Origin of the sequence: Streptomyces muensis, from assembly GCF_021474425.1 — a bacterium.
Classification (GTDB): Bacteria; Actinomycetota; Actinomycetes; order Streptomycetales; family Streptomycetaceae; genus Streptomyces; species Streptomyces muensis.
The window spans coordinates 1-14,627 of record NZ_JAKEIP010000212.1; the positions used below are offsets into that span (position 1 = coordinate 1).

The 14,627-nt window shown below is 70.1% G+C and carries 16 protein-coding genes, 1 tRNA gene and 1 pseudogene; 14 read left to right on the forward strand and 4 right to left on the reverse strand.

Features of this window, described 5'->3' with window-relative positions:
* From L0P92_RS33430 to L0P92_RS33480, 11 genes and pseudogenes are all read left to right on the forward strand, one after another.
* Nucleotides 1-275, forward strand: a pseudogene (locus tag L0P92_RS33430) (NADH-quinone oxidoreductase subunit C); the annotation flags it as partial.
* Nucleotides 272-1,240, forward strand: a complete 969-nt coding sequence (locus L0P92_RS33435; protein WP_062724073.1) for a complex I subunit 1/NuoH family protein — start codon at nucleotides 272-274, stop codon at nucleotides 1,238-1,240. The pseudogene L0P92_RS33430 and the gene L0P92_RS33435, both read left to right, overlap by 4 nt.
* A gap of 2 nt (nucleotides 1,241-1,242) precedes the next feature.
* Nucleotides 1,243-1,812: a NuoI/complex I 23 kDa subunit family protein gene (locus L0P92_RS33440; protein WP_234766808.1), complete on the forward strand. Its 570-nt coding sequence runs from the start codon at nucleotides 1,243-1,245 to the stop codon at nucleotides 1,810-1,812.
* Nucleotides 1,809-2,504, forward strand: a complete 696-nt coding sequence (locus L0P92_RS33445) for an NADH-quinone oxidoreductase subunit J family protein (RefSeq protein ID WP_372497370.1) — start codon at nucleotides 1,809-1,811, stop codon at nucleotides 2,502-2,504. The genes L0P92_RS33440 and L0P92_RS33445 overlap by 4 nt, the downstream gene beginning before the upstream one ends.
* Complete coding sequence (nuoK, locus tag L0P92_RS33450; RefSeq protein ID WP_234766809.1) at nucleotides 2,504-2,893, forward strand: NADH-quinone oxidoreductase subunit NuoK; 390 nt, start codon at nucleotides 2,504-2,506, stop codon at nucleotides 2,891-2,893. The genes L0P92_RS33445 and nuoK overlap by 1 nt, the downstream gene beginning before the upstream one ends.
* A complete protein-coding gene (locus tag L0P92_RS33455) occupies nucleotides 2,890-4,884 on the forward strand; it encodes an NADH-quinone oxidoreductase subunit 5 family protein (RefSeq protein WP_234766810.1) in 1,995 nt (664 codons plus the stop codon). The genes nuoK and L0P92_RS33455 overlap by 4 nt, the downstream gene beginning before the upstream one ends.
* Nucleotides 4,885-4,890: 6 nt before the next feature.
* Nucleotides 4,891-6,465, forward strand: a complete 1,575-nt coding sequence (locus tag L0P92_RS33460) for a complex I subunit 4 family protein (RefSeq protein ID WP_234766811.1) — start codon at nucleotides 4,891-4,893, stop codon at nucleotides 6,463-6,465.
* Nucleotides 6,462-7,997, forward strand: coding sequence for an NADH-quinone oxidoreductase subunit N (locus tag L0P92_RS33465; protein WP_234766812.1), 1,536 nt, complete (start codon nucleotides 6,462-6,464; stop codon nucleotides 7,995-7,997). The genes L0P92_RS33460 and L0P92_RS33465 overlap by 4 nt, the downstream gene beginning before the upstream one ends.
* A gap of 243 nt (nucleotides 7,998-8,240) precedes the next feature.
* On the forward strand, nucleotides 8,241-9,104 hold the full coding sequence (htpX, locus tag L0P92_RS33470) for a zinc metalloprotease HtpX (protein ID WP_234766813.1): 864 nt from the start codon (nucleotides 8,241-8,243) through the stop codon (nucleotides 9,102-9,104).
* A complete protein-coding gene (locus L0P92_RS33475) occupies nucleotides 9,101-9,496 on the forward strand; it encodes a YccF domain-containing protein (RefSeq protein WP_030046327.1) in 396 nt (131 codons plus the stop codon). Before htpX ends, L0P92_RS33475 begins: the two co-directional genes overlap by 4 nt.
* A gap of 129 nt (nucleotides 9,497-9,625) precedes the next feature.
* A complete protein-coding gene (locus tag L0P92_RS33480) occupies nucleotides 9,626-10,192 on the forward strand; it encodes an SMI1/KNR4 family protein (RefSeq protein ID WP_234766814.1) in 567 nt (188 codons plus the stop codon).
* Nucleotides 10,193-10,343: 151 nt separating this feature from the next.
* Here L0P92_RS33480 and L0P92_RS33485 read toward each other — a convergent pair whose 3' ends face one another.
* Nucleotides 10,344-11,609 carry an APC family permease gene (locus L0P92_RS33485; RefSeq protein ID WP_234766815.1) on the reverse strand — a complete coding sequence of 422 codons (1,266 nt, stop codon included), beginning with the start codon at nucleotides 11,607-11,609 and terminating at the stop codon, nucleotides 10,344-10,346.
* Between the two features lie 137 nt (nucleotides 11,610-11,746).
* On the opposite strand from L0P92_RS33485, the gene L0P92_RS33490 reads away from it, so the two are divergent.
* On the forward strand, nucleotides 11,747-12,013 hold the full coding sequence (locus tag L0P92_RS33490; RefSeq protein WP_234766816.1) for a GlsB/YeaQ/YmgE family stress response membrane protein: 267 nt from the start codon (nucleotides 11,747-11,749) through the stop codon (nucleotides 12,011-12,013).
* Nucleotides 12,014-12,163: 150 nt separating this feature from the next.
* On the opposite strand, the gene L0P92_RS33495 is transcribed toward L0P92_RS33490, so the two are convergent.
* A complete protein-coding gene (locus tag L0P92_RS33495; RefSeq protein WP_019756392.1) occupies nucleotides 12,164-12,652 on the reverse strand; it encodes a YajQ family cyclic di-GMP-binding protein in 489 nt (162 codons plus the stop codon).
* A gap of 225 nt (nucleotides 12,653-12,877) precedes the next feature.
* On the opposite strand from L0P92_RS33495, the gene L0P92_RS33500 reads away from it, so the two are divergent.
* Together L0P92_RS33500 and L0P92_RS33505 are read left to right on the forward strand one after the other, a co-directional pair.
* Nucleotides 12,878-12,959, forward strand: a tRNA-Tyr gene (locus L0P92_RS33500).
* Nucleotides 12,960-13,044: 85 nt separating this feature from the next.
* Nucleotides 13,045-13,257, forward strand: coding sequence for a hypothetical protein (locus tag L0P92_RS33505; RefSeq protein ID WP_234766817.1), 213 nt, complete (start codon nucleotides 13,045-13,047; stop codon nucleotides 13,255-13,257).
* 121 nt (nucleotides 13,258-13,378) lie between these two features.
* On the opposite strand, the gene L0P92_RS33510 is transcribed toward L0P92_RS33505, so the two are convergent.
* Both L0P92_RS33510 and L0P92_RS33515 read right to left on the reverse strand, forming a co-directional pair.
* Nucleotides 13,379-13,786: a nuclear transport factor 2 family protein gene (locus L0P92_RS33510; RefSeq protein ID WP_234766818.1), complete on the reverse strand. Its 408-nt coding sequence runs from the start codon at nucleotides 13,784-13,786 to the stop codon at nucleotides 13,379-13,381.
* Nucleotides 13,787-13,788: 2 nt separating this feature from the next.
* On the reverse strand, nucleotides 13,789-14,445 hold the full coding sequence (locus tag L0P92_RS33515; RefSeq protein ID WP_234766819.1) for an SDR family oxidoreductase: 657 nt from the start codon (nucleotides 14,443-14,445) through the stop codon (nucleotides 13,789-13,791).
* Nucleotides 14,446-14,627 lie beyond the last annotated feature (182 nt).

Here is a 14,627-nt window from a genome sequence, read left to right on the forward strand (position 1 = left end):
CCCGAAGCCCGGACGCCCCCTGGCACCACGCGCGCCCCGCCTTCGACGAGCCCGAGCCTCAGCAGCCCCCGTCGACCTCCGAGCACCCCACGTCGGCCCCTGACCAGCCCGACCGGTCCGAAGAGCCCAAGCCCGACCAGCCCAGGCCTGACCAACCCCAGCCTGACGAGCCCGAGGCCACCGCCGCCGAGAACGAGGACCCCGCAGACCCCGCCGACGCTTCCGCAGACCGCCCCGCCGACGACCGCACCGATCCCGCAGGAGGCCCGCAGTGAACGACGCACTGGACGTCACCCTGCGACTCCTGATCGTCTTCGTCGTCTTCCTCACCTTCCCCCTGCTCATCGGCCAGACCGAACACAAGGTCATGGCCCATATGCAGGGCCGCCTCGGCCCGATGTACGCCGGTGGATTCCACGGCTGGGCCCAGCTCGTCGCCGACGGCGTGAAGTTCGCGCAGAAAGAGGACGTCGTCCCGGCGGGCGCGGACCGCCGTATCTTCCAGCTCGCCCCCGCAGTGGCCCTCCTTCCCTATCTGCTGGTCCTCCTCGCCATCCCGATCGGCCCGGGCGAGGGCGCGGTCGGCGAGGTCATCGACGCGGGCATCTTCTTCGTCCTGGCGGTCATGGGCGTAGGCGTCCTCGGCTCGCTCATGGCCGGCTGGGCCTCCGCCAACAAGTTCTCCCTCCTCGGCGGCCTCCGCACCGCCGCTCAGCTCCTGGCCTACGAACTCCCGATGCTGCTGACCGCCGCCTCCGTGGCGATGGCAGCTGGCACCGTCTCCCTGCCCGGCATCCTCGACGCCTTCGAGTGGTGGTGGCTGCCCTGGCAGATCGTCGGCGCGATCGTCTTCTTCGTCGCCGGACTTGCCGAGCTCCAGCGCCCGCCGTTCGACATGCCCGTCGCCGACTCGGAGATCATCTTCGGCGCCTACACCGAGTACACCGGCCTCCGTTTCGCTCTCTTCCTCCTCGCCGAATACGCCGGGATCGTCGTCCTGTGCGGCCTGACCACCGTCCTCTTCCTGGGCGGCTGGCACGGCCCCTGGGGCGCCGACGGCCTCGGCTGGGTCTGGACCCTGCTGAAGACGGCCGTCCTCGCCTTCATCGTGATCTGGCTCCGCGTCACCTATCCGCGCCTGCGCGAGGACCAGCTGCAGAAGCTCTCGTGGACCCTCCTCGTCCCCCTCTCCCTCGCTCAGATCGCCCTCACCGGCGTCGTCAAGGTGGTGATCCAGTAACCATGGCCCCCCTTCCCGGAAGCGGCCTGGCCAAGGGCCTGGCCGTCACCCTCCGCACGATGACGAGGAAGTCCGTCACCGCGCAGTACCCGGACACCCAGCCCGACCTCCCGCCCCGCACCCGCGGTGTGATCGGTCTGTTCGAGGAGAACTGCACGGTCTGCATGCTGTGCGCCCGTGAGTGCCCCGACTGGTGCATCTACATCGACTCCCACAAGGAGACGGTCCCGGCGGCGACCCCCGGCGGCCGCGAACGCAGCCGCAACGTCCTCGACCGCTTCGCCATCGACTTCTCCCTGTGCATGTACTGCGGTATCTGCATCGAGGTCTGTCCTTTCGACGCTCTGTTCTGGTCCCCGGAGTTCGAGTACGCCGAGACCGACATCCGTGACCTCACCCACGAGCGCGACAAGCTCCGCGAGTGGATGTGGACCGTCCCGGCCCCGCCTGCCCTGGACCCCGGCGCGGAGGAGCCCAAGGAGATCGCCGCCGCCCGCAAGACCGCCGAGAAGCTGGCGGCCGCCCAGGCCGAGCCGACAGCGCCGACCGAGCCGCAGGAGGGCGAGTCGTGAGCCCCACCTACGCCACGCTGACCACGGCCGCCGACACGCACGGCTTTCTCTCCCCGACCGGCGTCGAGATCGTCTTCCTCCTCGTCGGCCTGGTCACCTTCGGCGCCGCGCTGGTCACCGTCACCACCCGGCAGCTGGTCCACGCCGCCCTGTGGCTGGTGGTCACCCTCGGCGGCCTTGCTGTCGAGTACCTCCTGCTCACCGCCGAGTTCATCGCCTGGGTGCAGGTCCTCATCTACGTCGGATCCGTCGTCGTCCTCCTTCTGTTCGGTCTGATGCTCACCAGGGCTCCCATCGGCCGCTCCCCGGACGCCGACTCAGGCAACCGCTGGGCCGCGCTCACGGTGGCTGTCGCCTCGGCGGCCACCCTGGTCTGGGTGGTCGTCGACGCCTTCCGCACGACCTGGATCGATCTCGACGGCCCCGCCGCCGGCTCCACCCGGGTCACCGGCGAGAGCCTCTTCCAGAACTGGGTCCTCCCCTTCGAGGCCCTCTCCGTCCTCCTCCTCGCGGCACTGGTCGGCGCGATCGTCCTGTCCCGCAAGGCGAAGGCGGAGTCGAGCTCTCCCTCTGTGAACTCCCGGGCCGAGACCGGGAGTTCCCCATCCGCCCCGGATTCCCGCAATCACCCGATCGGGCGAAATGGGTCGTCCGAGGGAACTGAGCCGGCCGAGCAGGAAGGCGCCCGCTGATGCACCTCGCCTACCCCGCCGTACTCTCCGCCCTCCTCTTCTGCACCGGCCTGTACGGGGTCCTCGCCCGTCGTAACGCGATCCTGGTGCTGATGTCGGTCGAGCTGATGCTCAACGCCGTCAACCTCAACCTGGTCGCCTTCGACGTCTGGCTCAGCAGGGCCGCCGAGGAGACCCTGCACTCCGGTCAGGCGCTGACCCTGTTCACCATCACCATCGCCGCCGCCGAGATCGGCATCGGCCTGGCGATCGTCCTCGCCGTCCACCGCAACCGCGGCACCTCGGACATCGACAAGCTCCGCGACACCGCCGAAGGCCACGAGACCGACGGCCCCGACCACGACGCCCCCACCGCCGGGCAGGCCGAGAAGGCTGAGGCCACCGCGTGACCACGACCACCCTCGCCGCCCTCGTCCCCCTCCTTCCGTTCCTGGGCGCCGCGGCCGGCCTGCTCCTGGGCCGCACGGCCCCCGGCTTCGTCCGCCCGCTCGCCGTCCTGCCGACGCTCGCGTCCCTCGTGCTCGCCGCCGTGGTCGCCGTGCGCCAGGGCGGCGACCAGGCGATCGACGCCGCCACCGAGCTCACGCCCACCGGCTCCGTCCCGATCGAACTCGCCCTGCACATCGACGGCTTCGCCGCCCTCGTCGCCGTACTCGTCGGCGTCGTCGCCACCTGTGTGCAGATCTACTCGATGGGCTATCTGCGCGAGGACCCGCGCTACCCCTCCTACGCCGCGCTCGTCTCCCTGTTCACCTCCGCGATGCTGCTCGTCGTCTACTCCGGCGACCTGATGGTGCTGCTGGTCGGCTGGGAGATCATGGGCATCTGCTCGTACTTCCTGGTCGGCCACTACTGGGAGACCCCGGAGGCCCGCGCCGCCTCCATCAAGGCCTTCCTGGTGACCAAGCTCGGTGACGTCCCCTTCCTCATCGGCCTGTTCGCGCTGGCCACCGACGCCGGGTCGTTCCGCATCACCAAGATCCTCGGCACCGTCGCGAACGGCGGACTCGACCACCCGACGCTGATCGCCCTGCTGCTCCTGGCCGGCGTGGCGGGCAAGTCGGCGCAGTTCCCGCTGCACACCTGGCTCCCCGACGCGATGGCGGGCCCGACGCCCGTCTCCGCGCTGATCCACGCCGCGACGATGGTCGCCGCCGGTGTCTACTTCGTCGCCCGTCTCCTCCCGGTCTTCGAGGCATCCCAGGCCGCGATGATCGTCCTCGCAGTGATGGCCGCCGTCACGATGATCGGCTCGGGCCTCGCCGCGCTCGCACAGGACGACATCAAGCGCGTCCTCGCCTACTCGACGATCGGTCAGCTCGGCTACATGACCGGCGCGCTCGCCGTCGCCGACCGCGGTGCCGCCGTCTTCCACCTCCTCTCGCACGGCGCCTTCAAGGCGCTGCTCTTCCTCGCTGCCGGCGTGATCATCCACGCCTCCGGTACCAACTCGCTGGCTGCCATGTCCCGCATGGGTCACCTGCGTGACCGTGTGCCGGACGCCTTCTGGACGATGACCGTGGCGCTTCTCGCGCTCGCCGCGATCCCGCCGTTCAGCGGCTTCTTCTCCAAGGAGTCCGTCCTCGGCGCCGCCGAGCACGTCGCCACCGGGCATGCCGAGAACATCCCGGGCGCCGCAGGCTGGACCGTCCTGATCGCCGGCCTGGTCACCGCCCTGCTCACCGCCGCCTACGCGATGCGTCTGTGGCTACTGGCCTTCCGCGGCCGGGGCGCCGAAGCCCCGGACCACGGCAGGCAGCCGCTGACGATGACCGTGGTGCTGTGGGTGCTCGCCGTCCCGTCCCTCGCCGTCGGCGCCTTCGCCTACCGCGCGCTCCCCGACTGGTTCGACGGCCGCGACCTCGCCCCGACCCTCACCACCTCCGTCCTCGGCACGGGCGTGGCCCTGGTCGGCGGCATCGTCACCTACGCGACTTGGCGTCACACCACGGCCGTGGCGGCCCGCGTCCCGCTGGGTGCGGTCGCGGCTCACCCCGAGGGCGACGCCGCCCAGGTCGAGGCCGAGGCCATCGCCAGCCACGCGCCCGTGTACGGAGGAGTGGCCTACGCACCCGACCCGGCGGACCCGGGACGGCTGCTGCTCGGCCCGCTGCACCGCCACGCCGCCGTCGGCTTCCACCTCGACGCCGTGTACCGGACGCTGTTCGTCCGCCCGGTCCAGGCCGGCGCGAGTCTCGTCCGGTTCCTCGACCGCGAGGTCGTCGACACCTACGTACGCGGCGCGGGCGCCCTACCCCGCTGGCTCGGCATCGCCGTACGGCGCGCCCAGACCGGCAATGTGCAGACCTATGTGAGCGCGCTGCTCGCCGGCACCGTCGTCCTCGCGGTCGCCGCCGTCCTCGTCGCCACGGGAGCGTGAGCAGGCGTGATCGATATCAACGAGTCCGTGATGCAGTTCCTTCTGGCGTTCGTCGTCGTCGGCCCGCTTCTCGGCGCGGCCGCCGCTCTCCTGCCCGCCCCGCCCGGGCTGAAGGGAAAGTCGCCCGAGCAGGCCGTGCTCCGGCACGGCGTCACCGTCACCGGCGTCGTCCTCATCGCGGCGATCGTCCTCGCGCTCGGCTTCGACCACGACCAGCCGTCGAAGATGCAGGCCAGCACGGACATCAGTTGGATCCCCGCACTCGACGTGCGCATCCACCTCGGCATCGACGGCATCTCCCTCCCCCTCGTCGTCCTGACCGCGCTGCTGACCTTCCTCTGCGCGCTCTACTCGTACTTCAAGATGCCTGCGGGCCCGACCCCGAAGGCCTTCGTCGCACTGCTGCTCGTCCTGGAATCCGGCACCCTCGCCACCTTCGCCGTCCTCGACCTGCTCCTGTTCTTCCTCGCCTTCGAGATGGTCCTCATCCCGATGTACTTCCTCATCGCCCGCTGGGGCGGCGAGGGCCGGGCCGCGGCGGCCTGGAAGTTCATCCTCTACACGCTGCTCGGTTCCGTGGTCATGCTGCTCGGCCTGCTCCTGATCGGACTCAATGCGGGCACATTCGACATGGTGGCACTCGCCACTGACAACGGCCGGCAGCTGACGGCATCCGTGCAGGTCATCGCTGTTTTGGCGATCGGGATCGGGCTCGCGGTCAAGACGCCGATGTGGCCCCTGCACAGCTGGCTGCCCGACGCCCACACCACCGCGCCGACCGTCGGCTCGGTCCTGCTGGCGGGCGTCCTGCTGAAGATGGGTACGTACGGGTTCGTCCGGATCCTCCTGCCGATCGCCCCTGACGGGTTCGCCGACTTCGCGCCGTACCTCGCCGCCTTCGCCGTCGTCGGGATCATCTACGGATCCCTGGCCTGCCTCGCCCTCGCGAAGCAGGGTGCGAAGGGCGACCTCAAGCGCCTCATCGCCTACTCCTCAGTCGGCCACATGGGCTTCGTCCTGCTCGGCATCGCCACGATGACCCCGACCGGCGTGAACGGCGCCCTGTTCGCCAACATCGCCCACGGCCTCATCACCGGCCTGCTGTTCTTCCTGGTCGGCGCGCTGAAGGACCGTACGGGCACCACCGACCTCGACGCCCTCGCCGAGCAGACCGGCGCGGCGCTCTACGGCAAGGCGCCGCGCCTCGGCGGCCTGCTCGCGTTCGCCGCGGTCGCCTCCCTCGGTCTGCCGGGCCTCGCCGGGTTCTGGGGCGAGATGCTCGCCCTGTTCGGCGCGTTCGATCCTGCCCCAGAGCTCAGCCGCCCGGCCTTCCTCACCTTCATGTCGATCGGCGTCTTCGGCACCCTGCTGACCGCCGCGTACCTGCTGGTCGTGGTCCGCCGCGTCTGCATGGGCGCCGCACCGCAGGACGCCCCGAAGCTCGCCGACGTCCAGAGTTACGAGTTCGCGGCCTGGACCCCGCTCGTCGCCCTCACCGTCGTCGCCGGACTGTGGCCGAAGACCCTCCTCGGCCTCACCGACCCGGCCGTGCAGCAGCTCCTCGCAGGAGGCACCCGATGAGCTCCCTGGCCCAGAGTTTGGCCCAGCCCCTGGCCGAGTCGGTGGTCCAGTCCGTCGACTGGCTAGCCATCGCTCCGCCCACCATCGCCGCGGCCGTCGCACTCGCGGTGCTCGTCGCCGACCTGTTCGTCGCGGAGCACAAGAAGGCTCTGCTCGGCTGGACGTCCGTGGCCGGCCTGGCCGCCTCCCTGCTCCTGCTCCTGCCGCTCCTCGACGGCGACCGCTCCACCTTCTGCCTGACCGGCGAGGCCGACGTGTGCAGCTACACGGCCGACCGCTTCACGCTCGTGATCCAGTTCCTGGTACTCGGCGGTGCCCTCCTGGCGGCCCTCCTGTCGGTCACCGCCCTCAAGGACGCCAACAAGGGACTCCCCGAAGGGGAGTTCTGGTTCCTGCTGCTCTCCTCCGCCGCCGGAGCCGCCCTGCTGCCGGCCTCCCGGGACCTGGCCACCCTCATCGTCGCGCTGGAAGTCGCCTCCCTCCCGGCCTTCGCGCTGGTAGGCCTCCGCCATGGCGACCGCAAGTCCTCCGAGGCGGCCCTGAAGTTCTTCCTCTCTTCGGTCACCGCGACCGCGGTCAGCCTCATGGGCATCAGCTTCGTGTACGCCTCCACAGGCACCCTCTACCTCACCCAGATCGCCGACCGGATCCAGCACGTCGACGGACAGCTCCAGACCCTCACCCAGACCGGAGTAGTCCTCACCCTCATCGGCTTCGCCTTCAAGACGGCCGCCGTACCCTTCCACTTCTGGGTACCGGACACCTACGTAGGGGCACCGCTGCCGGTCGCCGCCTACTTGTCGGTCGTCGGCAAGGCGGTCGGCTTCACCGGCCTGATCCTCATCACGGTCATCGCCCTGCCGTCGTACGCCGACGTCTGGGGCCCCGCGCTCGCCGCGCTGGCCGCGCTCACCATGACCGTCGGCAATGTCGGCGCCCTGCGGCAGCAGGCCACGCGCGCGTACAGCGCGATTCGCCTGCTCGCCTGGTCCTCCGTCGGTCAGGCCGGCTACCTCCTGGTGCCGATCGCCGCCGCCGCGTACTCCGACGACGCCGAGCGGTCCATCGGCTCCACCGTGGCCTACGCCCTGATGTACGCCGCCGTGAACCTAGGCTCCTTCGCGGTGGCCGCGCTCGTCGGCCGCACGAAGCCCCTCAACCGCATCAGCGACTACCGCGGCCTGTACGCGCGCAACCCCCTGTCCGCCCTGATCCTGGCCTTCTTCCTGCTCTGCCTCGCCGGACTCCCGCCGGGCATCATCGGCCTCTTCGCCAAGGTCACGGTCTTCTCGGCCGCCGTCGACGCGGGCCTGGGCTGGCTGGCCGTGGTCATGGCCGTCAACGTCGTGATCGCGCTGTTCTACTACCTCCAGTGGACGGCCCTGCTGTTCCGTGCTCCCGAAGGCGAGGCCGTCAAGCACCTCGTCCCCGCTCCGCTGACGGCCACGATGGCCCTCACCGGGGTCGTCGGCATCGCCTTGTCCGGAGCCCCCCAGCTGATCCTGCGCTTCGCCGACACCGGCCTCTTCTGAGCCCCGGGGCGAAGCCCTGGGGGAGCATTCCGTACGCGCGCGTGGGACGACCCCACCCCCCACGCGCGCCGGCGCCTTCACTCAGACGGCCCACGCCCGCCGCCGCGCACACCAGGGAACCCGTGGCCCTCGCCTGGCGTTGACCAGTACAGAAGGGTCCACTGGATGTGAGACCACGGCACCAGTGGCATCGGAGATCGACCAGCAAAGGGTTCCCCTGCCGCACCACTTGGAGGGCGTACCGTGCACCGCCGGCACAACGGGCTCAGGACCGCAGTCCTCCTCGGAGGACTGTCCGCACTCATCATCGTCATCGGCAGCCTCTTCGGTCGGATGGGGCTCGTCGTCGCGGTCCTGATCGCGCTGGGCACGAACGCCTACGCGTACTGGAACAGCGACAAGCTGGCGCTACGTGCGATGCGCGCCCGCCCGGTCAGTGAGTTCGAGGCCCCCGCCCTGTACCGCATGGTCCGCGAGCTCTCCACCCAGGCCCGTCAGCCCATGCCCCGCCTGTACATCTCTCCGACCGAGGCGCCGAACGCCTTCGCGACGGGCCGCAACCCGCGCAACGCCGCAGTGTGCTGTACCGAAGGCATCCTGCGCATCCTCGACGAACGTGAACTGCGCGGCGTCATCGGCCACGAGCTCAGTCATGTCTACAACCGCGACATCCTGATCTCGTCCGTCGCCGGCGCACTCGCCTCCGTGATCATGTTCCTGGTCAACTTCGCCTGGCTGATCCCGATCGGCCGTTCCGATGACGACGACGGCCCAGGCATCTTCGGCATGCTGCTGATCATGATCCTCGGCCCCCTCGCCGCCTCGCTCATCCAGCTGGCCATCAGCCGCTCCCGGGAGTACGAGGCCGACGCGTCCGGTGCCCAGCTCACCGGCGACCCGCTCGCCCTCGCCAGCGCCCTGCGCAAGCTCGAACTCGGTACCAAGCAGCTCCCGCTGCCCCCCGAGCCCCGCATCGAGACCGCCAGCCACATGATGATCGCGAACCCCTTCCGACCTGGTCAGGGGTTCTCCAAAATGTTCTCCACCCACCCGCCGATGGCGGACCGTATCGCCCGGCTCGAAAAGATGGCAGGCCCCCCACAGTGAAGACCATCCTCAACGTCATCTGGCTCGTCCTGAGCGGCTTCTGGCTGTTCCTCGGCTACATGCTCGCCGGCCTTCTGCTCTGCATCACCATCATCGGCATCCCTTTCGGCATCGCCGCCTTCCGCATCGGCATCTACGCCCTGTGGCCCTTCGGGTACACCACGGTCGAGCGCCGCGACGCCGGAGCGCCGTCCTGCATAGGAAACGTCCTGTGGCTGGTCCTCGCCGGCTGGTGGCTGGCCATCGGCCACATCGTCACCGGTCTCGCCCTGTGCGTCACGATCATCGGGATCCCGTTCGGCATCGCCAACTTCAAGCTGATCCCGGTCTCGTTGTTCCCGCTGGGCCGCGAGATCGTGTCGACGAACCAGCCGTTCGCATCGAGCTGGTAGGCCGCTAGGCCCGTTCAAGTCGCACCGGCTACTGCCTGGAGGTCCGGGACAGTAGCCGAAGGTTTTCCACAGCCCCATGGTTATCCACAGGCCGGATCGATTGTCAGTGGCGGCTTGCATCATGAACGCATGACGGAGAACGAGCAGTTGCTGACGAGGGTGGCGGACAAGGCCCGCAACGTCCGCCCGTGGGGCTGGACTTCCCTCCCCGAGCCCGTGGACGCCGCCACCCTGGCCCGCACCGAGGCAGTGCTCGGCTTCCGCCTGCCCCCGCTGCTCGCCGACCTCTACCTGCGTATAGGTGACGGTGGATTCGGTCCGGAGTACGGCCTGTTGCCCCTGCTGGACAGCCCTCCGGTCGGCGAACCCGCCGCCGTCACGCAGTACCTCGCCAACCGCGAGAGCGGCCGCGAGGACCCTGACTGGCCTTGGCCCGAAGGCGTCCTGCCGATATCCCACTGGGGCTGCGCGATGTACGCCTGCGTGGATTGCCGCAGCCCTGAGGCCACCGTCCTCCTCTTCGAACCGAACGCCGACGACGCCGACCAGGCGTGGTACGTGGACGCCCCGAGCCTCACGGAGTGGCTGCAAGCCTGGGTCGACGGCACGGGTTGGTACGAGGAGACGAATGAGGGTGCGGAGCCGACTCCTTGGACCGACTTCCGCATACGCACGGGCACGGCACCGGGATCCTGACGCGGGCGTGATTCGACGGTGGGGCGGCGATGTACCGACCGTCGGTCGAGTGGATCAGTCGAGTGGATCCATCGAGCGGATCAACGGCGGCTGGGCAGACCGCGACGGCCACCCGAGTAAGCAGCGCCCGCGCCGCGCCCCCACTACCTGGTCACCCGACCGCTCCACCCCCCACCATCCACCGCCGCACGCCATACGCGATCACGCCCACCGCCAGCACCCCCGCACCCACGGCAACGGAGATCCCCGGAAGCGAGAACGCCAGGACCACGCACCCGAGAAGCCCCACCGCCGGCACGAACCGCCTGGTCGCCGACGAGTCGAGAGTCCACGCGGAGGCATTGGCCACCGCGTAGTACGCCAGCACCCCGAAGGAGGAGAACCCGATCGCGCCCCGCAGGTCCACCGTGGCGGCCAGGACCGCGACCGCCACCCCCACGGCCAGCTCGGCCCGGTGCGGCACCTGGAAGCGCGGATGAACGGCGGCCAGGGCGCCGGGCAGATGTCGGTCGCGTGCCATGGCCAGCGTCGTCCGCGAGACGCCCAGGATCAGGGCGAGCAGCGAGCCCAACGCCGCGACAGCCGCGCCCACCCGCACCACCGGCGTCAGGCCGGGCACCCCGGCCGTCCGCACCGCGTCGGCCAGCGGCGCCCCAGCTTGCCCGAGCCCCTCCGGACCCAGCACGGAAAGGACGGCCACCGCCACACACACGTACACCGCCAGCGCGACGCCCAGAGCCAGCGGAATCGCCCGGGGGATGGTGCGCGCCGGGTCCCGCACCTCCTCACCGAGCGTCGCGATCCGCGCGTAACCGGCGAACGCGAAGAACAGCAGACCCGCAGCCTGCAGCACACCGCTCAAGCCGCCCGAGACCCCGACGTCCAGGCGTCCGGCGTCGGACCGTCCGGCCCCGAGACAGACGACCACCACACAAGCGAGGACAGCCAGGACCACAGCCACGATCGCCCGCGTCAGCCAGGCGGACTTCTGGACGCCGCCGTAGTTCACCGCGGTCAGCGCCACCACGGCCGCGACCGCCACCGCGTGCGCCTGCCCCGGCCAGACGTACGCGCCCACCGTGAGCGCCATCGCCGCACAGGAGGCCGTCTTACCGACCACGAACGACCAGCCTGCGAGATACCCCCAGAACTCTCCGAGCCGCTCACGCCCGTACACATACGTGCCGCCCGAAGCCGGATACAGGGCGGCCAGCCGCGCCGACGACGTGGCGTTGCAGTAGGCGACCACGGCCGCGACGGCGAGCCCGAGCAGCAGTCCGGTTCCGGCCGCGCGTGCGGCGGGGCCCAGGGCAGCGAAGATTCCGGCGCCGACCATCGAGCCGAGTCCGATGACCACGGCGTCCCCGAGGCCGAGGGTGCGCCGCAGTTCAGGGGAGGCGGAGCTGGACCGTTTCATGGCCGGAACCCTACTGATCGCCGCAACCGGGGGATGCCACGTTGACGTCCTGTTCATCAACAGAGCACGAACAAGCGCGCCCAAGATCACAGTGCCTGGAGAGTGCAGGTACAGCGCGGAGGGGCAGGGTTCAGGGCATGACGATCATCAGCTGGATCATTCTGGGGCTGCTGGCCGGAGCCATCGCCAAGTTCCTGCTGCCGGGTCGCGACCCGGGCGGCTTCATCGGCACCACTGTCATCGGTATCGCCGGCGCGTTCATCGGTGGCTGGATCTCGGCCCGCTGGCTGGACCACCCCATCACCAAGGACTTCTACGACGGCGCCACCTGGGCCGCCGCGATCGGCGGCTCCCTCGTGCTCCTGGTCGCTTACCGCCTCCTGTTCGGCCACTCGCGCAACTGAGTGAGGCCGGCCCACTCCCGGACCGCGGCCAGCAGGCGAGAAGGGTGGGCACCCGGGGGTGCCCACCCTTCCTCGTAAAGCATCGCGCCGAAGCCGAAGACAGAGCCAGAGCCGAAGGCCGCCAGGGGCGGTCGGTGTCGGATCAGCAGCTCACCGGTAGTTCACGAACTGCAACGCGAAGTCGAAGTCCTTGCCCTTCAGCAGGGCGATCACGGCCTGGAGGTCGTCCCGGCTCTTGGAGCTGACCCGCAGCTCGTCGCCCTGCACCTGGGCCTTCACGCCCTTGGGGCCCTCGTCGCGGATGATCTTCGCCACCTTCTTCGCGTTCTCCTGGGAGATGCCCTCCTCGATCGACGCGAAGATCTTGTATTCCTTGCCCGAGAGCTGCGGCTCGCCCGCGTCCAGGGCCTTCAGCGAGATCCCGCGCTTGATCAGCTTGGACTGGAAGACGTCGAGGACAGCCTTCACCCGGTCCTCGGAGTTCGCCTCCATGAGGATCTTGTCACCGGACCACGAGATCGAGGCACCCACGCCCTTGAAGTCGTAGCGCTGTGAGATCTCCTTGGCGGCCTGGTTGAGGGCGTTGTCGACCTCCTGCCGCTCGACCTTCGAGACGATGTCGAAACTGGAGTCGGCCATGTCCTGTGGCTCCTTGTATCGGGGTGCGTATGGGGTGCGTCTCGGCGGGCGTGGGGGTGGCCGCCGAGCCCGGGGAGGAACCCGGGCCGCATTCGGACAAGCCTAGCCACCCCTGGTCCCCCGGGAGGCGATCAATCGGGTGGCGAAGCACCCCTCCACATCGGGTATTGTTTACGTCGTTGCCAGGGAGCACCGCCGCAAAGCGGTTCGAACGGCAGCAACCCCGGCGGTGTGCCCGAGCGGCCAAAGGGAGCAGACTGTAAATCTGCCGGCTCAGCCTTCCCAGGTTCGAATCCTGGCGCCGCCACACTGGGGAAACCCCTCCGATCTGCGGAAACGTGGAGTGGAGGGGTTTTCGCGTTCCCGAGCCGGGCGCGGGGCACACTGATGCCATGTCCACGCGTCGCAGAAGCTGCCCCGAGTGCCGTCGTGAGATCGCCGTCGTCGCCGGTCGTTTCGCACGGCACGATCCGCCCGGCGCGCGGGAGCACGGCGAACTCGTGTCGTGTCCCGGGTCGAGGCGACAGGCCCAACTCGGGGCCGCGCAGCCCGCGTTGGACGGGTACGTCGTGCCCGAGTTCCCCGGGCAACTTCCGCTGTTCTGAGAACCCCGCCGCCCCGAACCGGACGCAGCGCCTCACAACGCCGTGGTCCCGAGTCGCCGACCCACATCCTCACGCGCCGAGTCGCCGAGTCGCCGAATTCCCGAGCCCCGTCCCCCCGTCCTCACCCCGAAGCGGCCGAGCCGCCCGCGGAATGGGGCCGTACGTCCATCCGCGTCACCAGCCCGTCCCCGTCGAACCGGTACACGTGCTCGACCGTCTCCTCCGCCCACCGATCGTCGCCCGACGCGTCGCGCATCCCGGGCCGTACGGTCGCCACCACGGCCTCGCTGTCCGCGTCCAGCCGGAGTCCCTCCAGCCGGACGAGCGGATGCGCGGCGGCGAACTGCCGTGCCCAGTAAGCGCGTACGGCCTCGCGGCCGTGCAGCCGGACTCCCTCCAGGACGTTCGGCCAGTCCACGTCGGGGGCGAGGCACCGCTGCATGAAGGGCTCTCGTTCGTCCGTCGAGAAGACCTCGTACATGCGGCGCAACAACGCCTGTTGCGCGGCGGGTACCCCCTCCGGGCCCATCCTCAGTTCCCCGCCACCGACTTCACGGCCACCGACACCGGGGCCGAGCCGCTGATGAGTTCGAGCGTCAGGCCGGCCGTGGCCGGGGTGTCGAGCAACTCGGCGAGGGCGGCGGCCACATCGTCGCGCGGGATCGGGCCGCGGCCGGTGTGGGCCTCCAGGCGCACCAGACCGGTTCCGGCGTCGTTCGTCAGCATGCCGGGGCGCAGGATCGTCCAGTCCAGGCCGGCCAGGCCGCGGACGTACTCGTCGGCCGCGCCCTTGGCGCGCAGGTACACGTCGAAGACCTCGCTGCCTTCGTGCTTCGGGTCCGCGCCCATGGAGGACACGACCAGGAAGCGCCGTACGCCCGCCTGGACCGCCGCGTCCGCGAACAGGACCGCCGCGCCCTTGTCCACCGAGTCCTTGCGGTCCGTTCCGCTGCCAGGGCCCGCGCCGGCGGCGAAGACGGCGGCGTCCGCGCCCTGGAGCTGGGCCGCGACGTCCTCGACCGAGGCCGACTCCAGGTCCAGCAGGATCGGTTCGGCACCGGCCTCCCGCAGAGCGTCGGCCTGTTCGGCCTTGCGGATGATCCCCGCGACCTCGTCCCCGCGCGCGGCGAGCAGCGTCTCCAGCCGCAGCGCGATCTGACCATGACCACCAGCGATGACAATGCGCATGTCTTCGACCGTACGCCCGGACGGCCGCATCCGCCGCACGACTTCAGCCACGCCTCACCACCCTCGAGGCACGCGCGTCACGGCCTCACAGGGGCGCATCGCAGGCTCTGACGCAGGGCGCGCGAGCTGCCCGCGCACCCCCTGTGCGCCCCAACCCGCCCCTGTCGCGCCCTGCGTCAGAG

What these genes read in the sequence shown, in the direction of transcription:
- nuoK (WP_234766809.1), top strand. Translation starts at nt 2,504, where the DNA reads ATGCACCTCGCCTACCCCGCCGTACTCTCCGCCCTCCTCTTCTGCACC.
- L0P92_RS33490 (WP_234766816.1), top strand. Translation starts at nt 11,747, where the DNA reads ATGACGATCATCAGCTGGATCATTCTGGGGCTGCTGGCCGGAGCCATC.
- L0P92_RS33515 (WP_234766819.1), bottom strand. Translation starts at nt 14,445, where the DNA reads ATGCGCATTGTCATCGCTGGTGGTCATGGTCAGATCGCGCTGCGGCTG.
- L0P92_RS33485 (WP_234766815.1), bottom strand. Translation starts at nt 11,609, where the DNA reads ATGAAACGGTCCAGCTCCGCCTCCCCTGAACTGCGGCGCACCCTCGGC.
- L0P92_RS33495 (WP_019756392.1), bottom strand. Translation starts at nt 12,652, where the DNA reads ATGGCCGACTCCAGTTTCGACATCGTCTCGAAGGTCGAGCGGCAGGAG.
- L0P92_RS33465 (WP_234766812.1), top strand. Translation starts at nt 6,462, where the DNA reads ATGAGCTCCCTGGCCCAGAGTTTGGCCCAGCCCCTGGCCGAGTCGGTG.
- L0P92_RS33440 (WP_234766808.1), top strand. Translation starts at nt 1,243, where the DNA reads ATGGCCCCCCTTCCCGGAAGCGGCCTGGCCAAGGGCCTGGCCGTCACC.
- L0P92_RS33480 (WP_234766814.1), top strand. Translation starts at nt 9,626, where the DNA reads ATGACGGAGAACGAGCAGTTGCTGACGAGGGTGGCGGACAAGGCCCGC.
- L0P92_RS33510 (WP_234766818.1), bottom strand. Translation starts at nt 13,786, where the DNA reads ATGGGCCCGGAGGGGGTACCCGCCGCGCAACAGGCGTTGTTGCGCCGC.
- L0P92_RS33505 (WP_234766817.1), top strand. Translation starts at nt 13,045, where the DNA reads ATGTCCACGCGTCGCAGAAGCTGCCCCGAGTGCCGTCGTGAGATCGCC.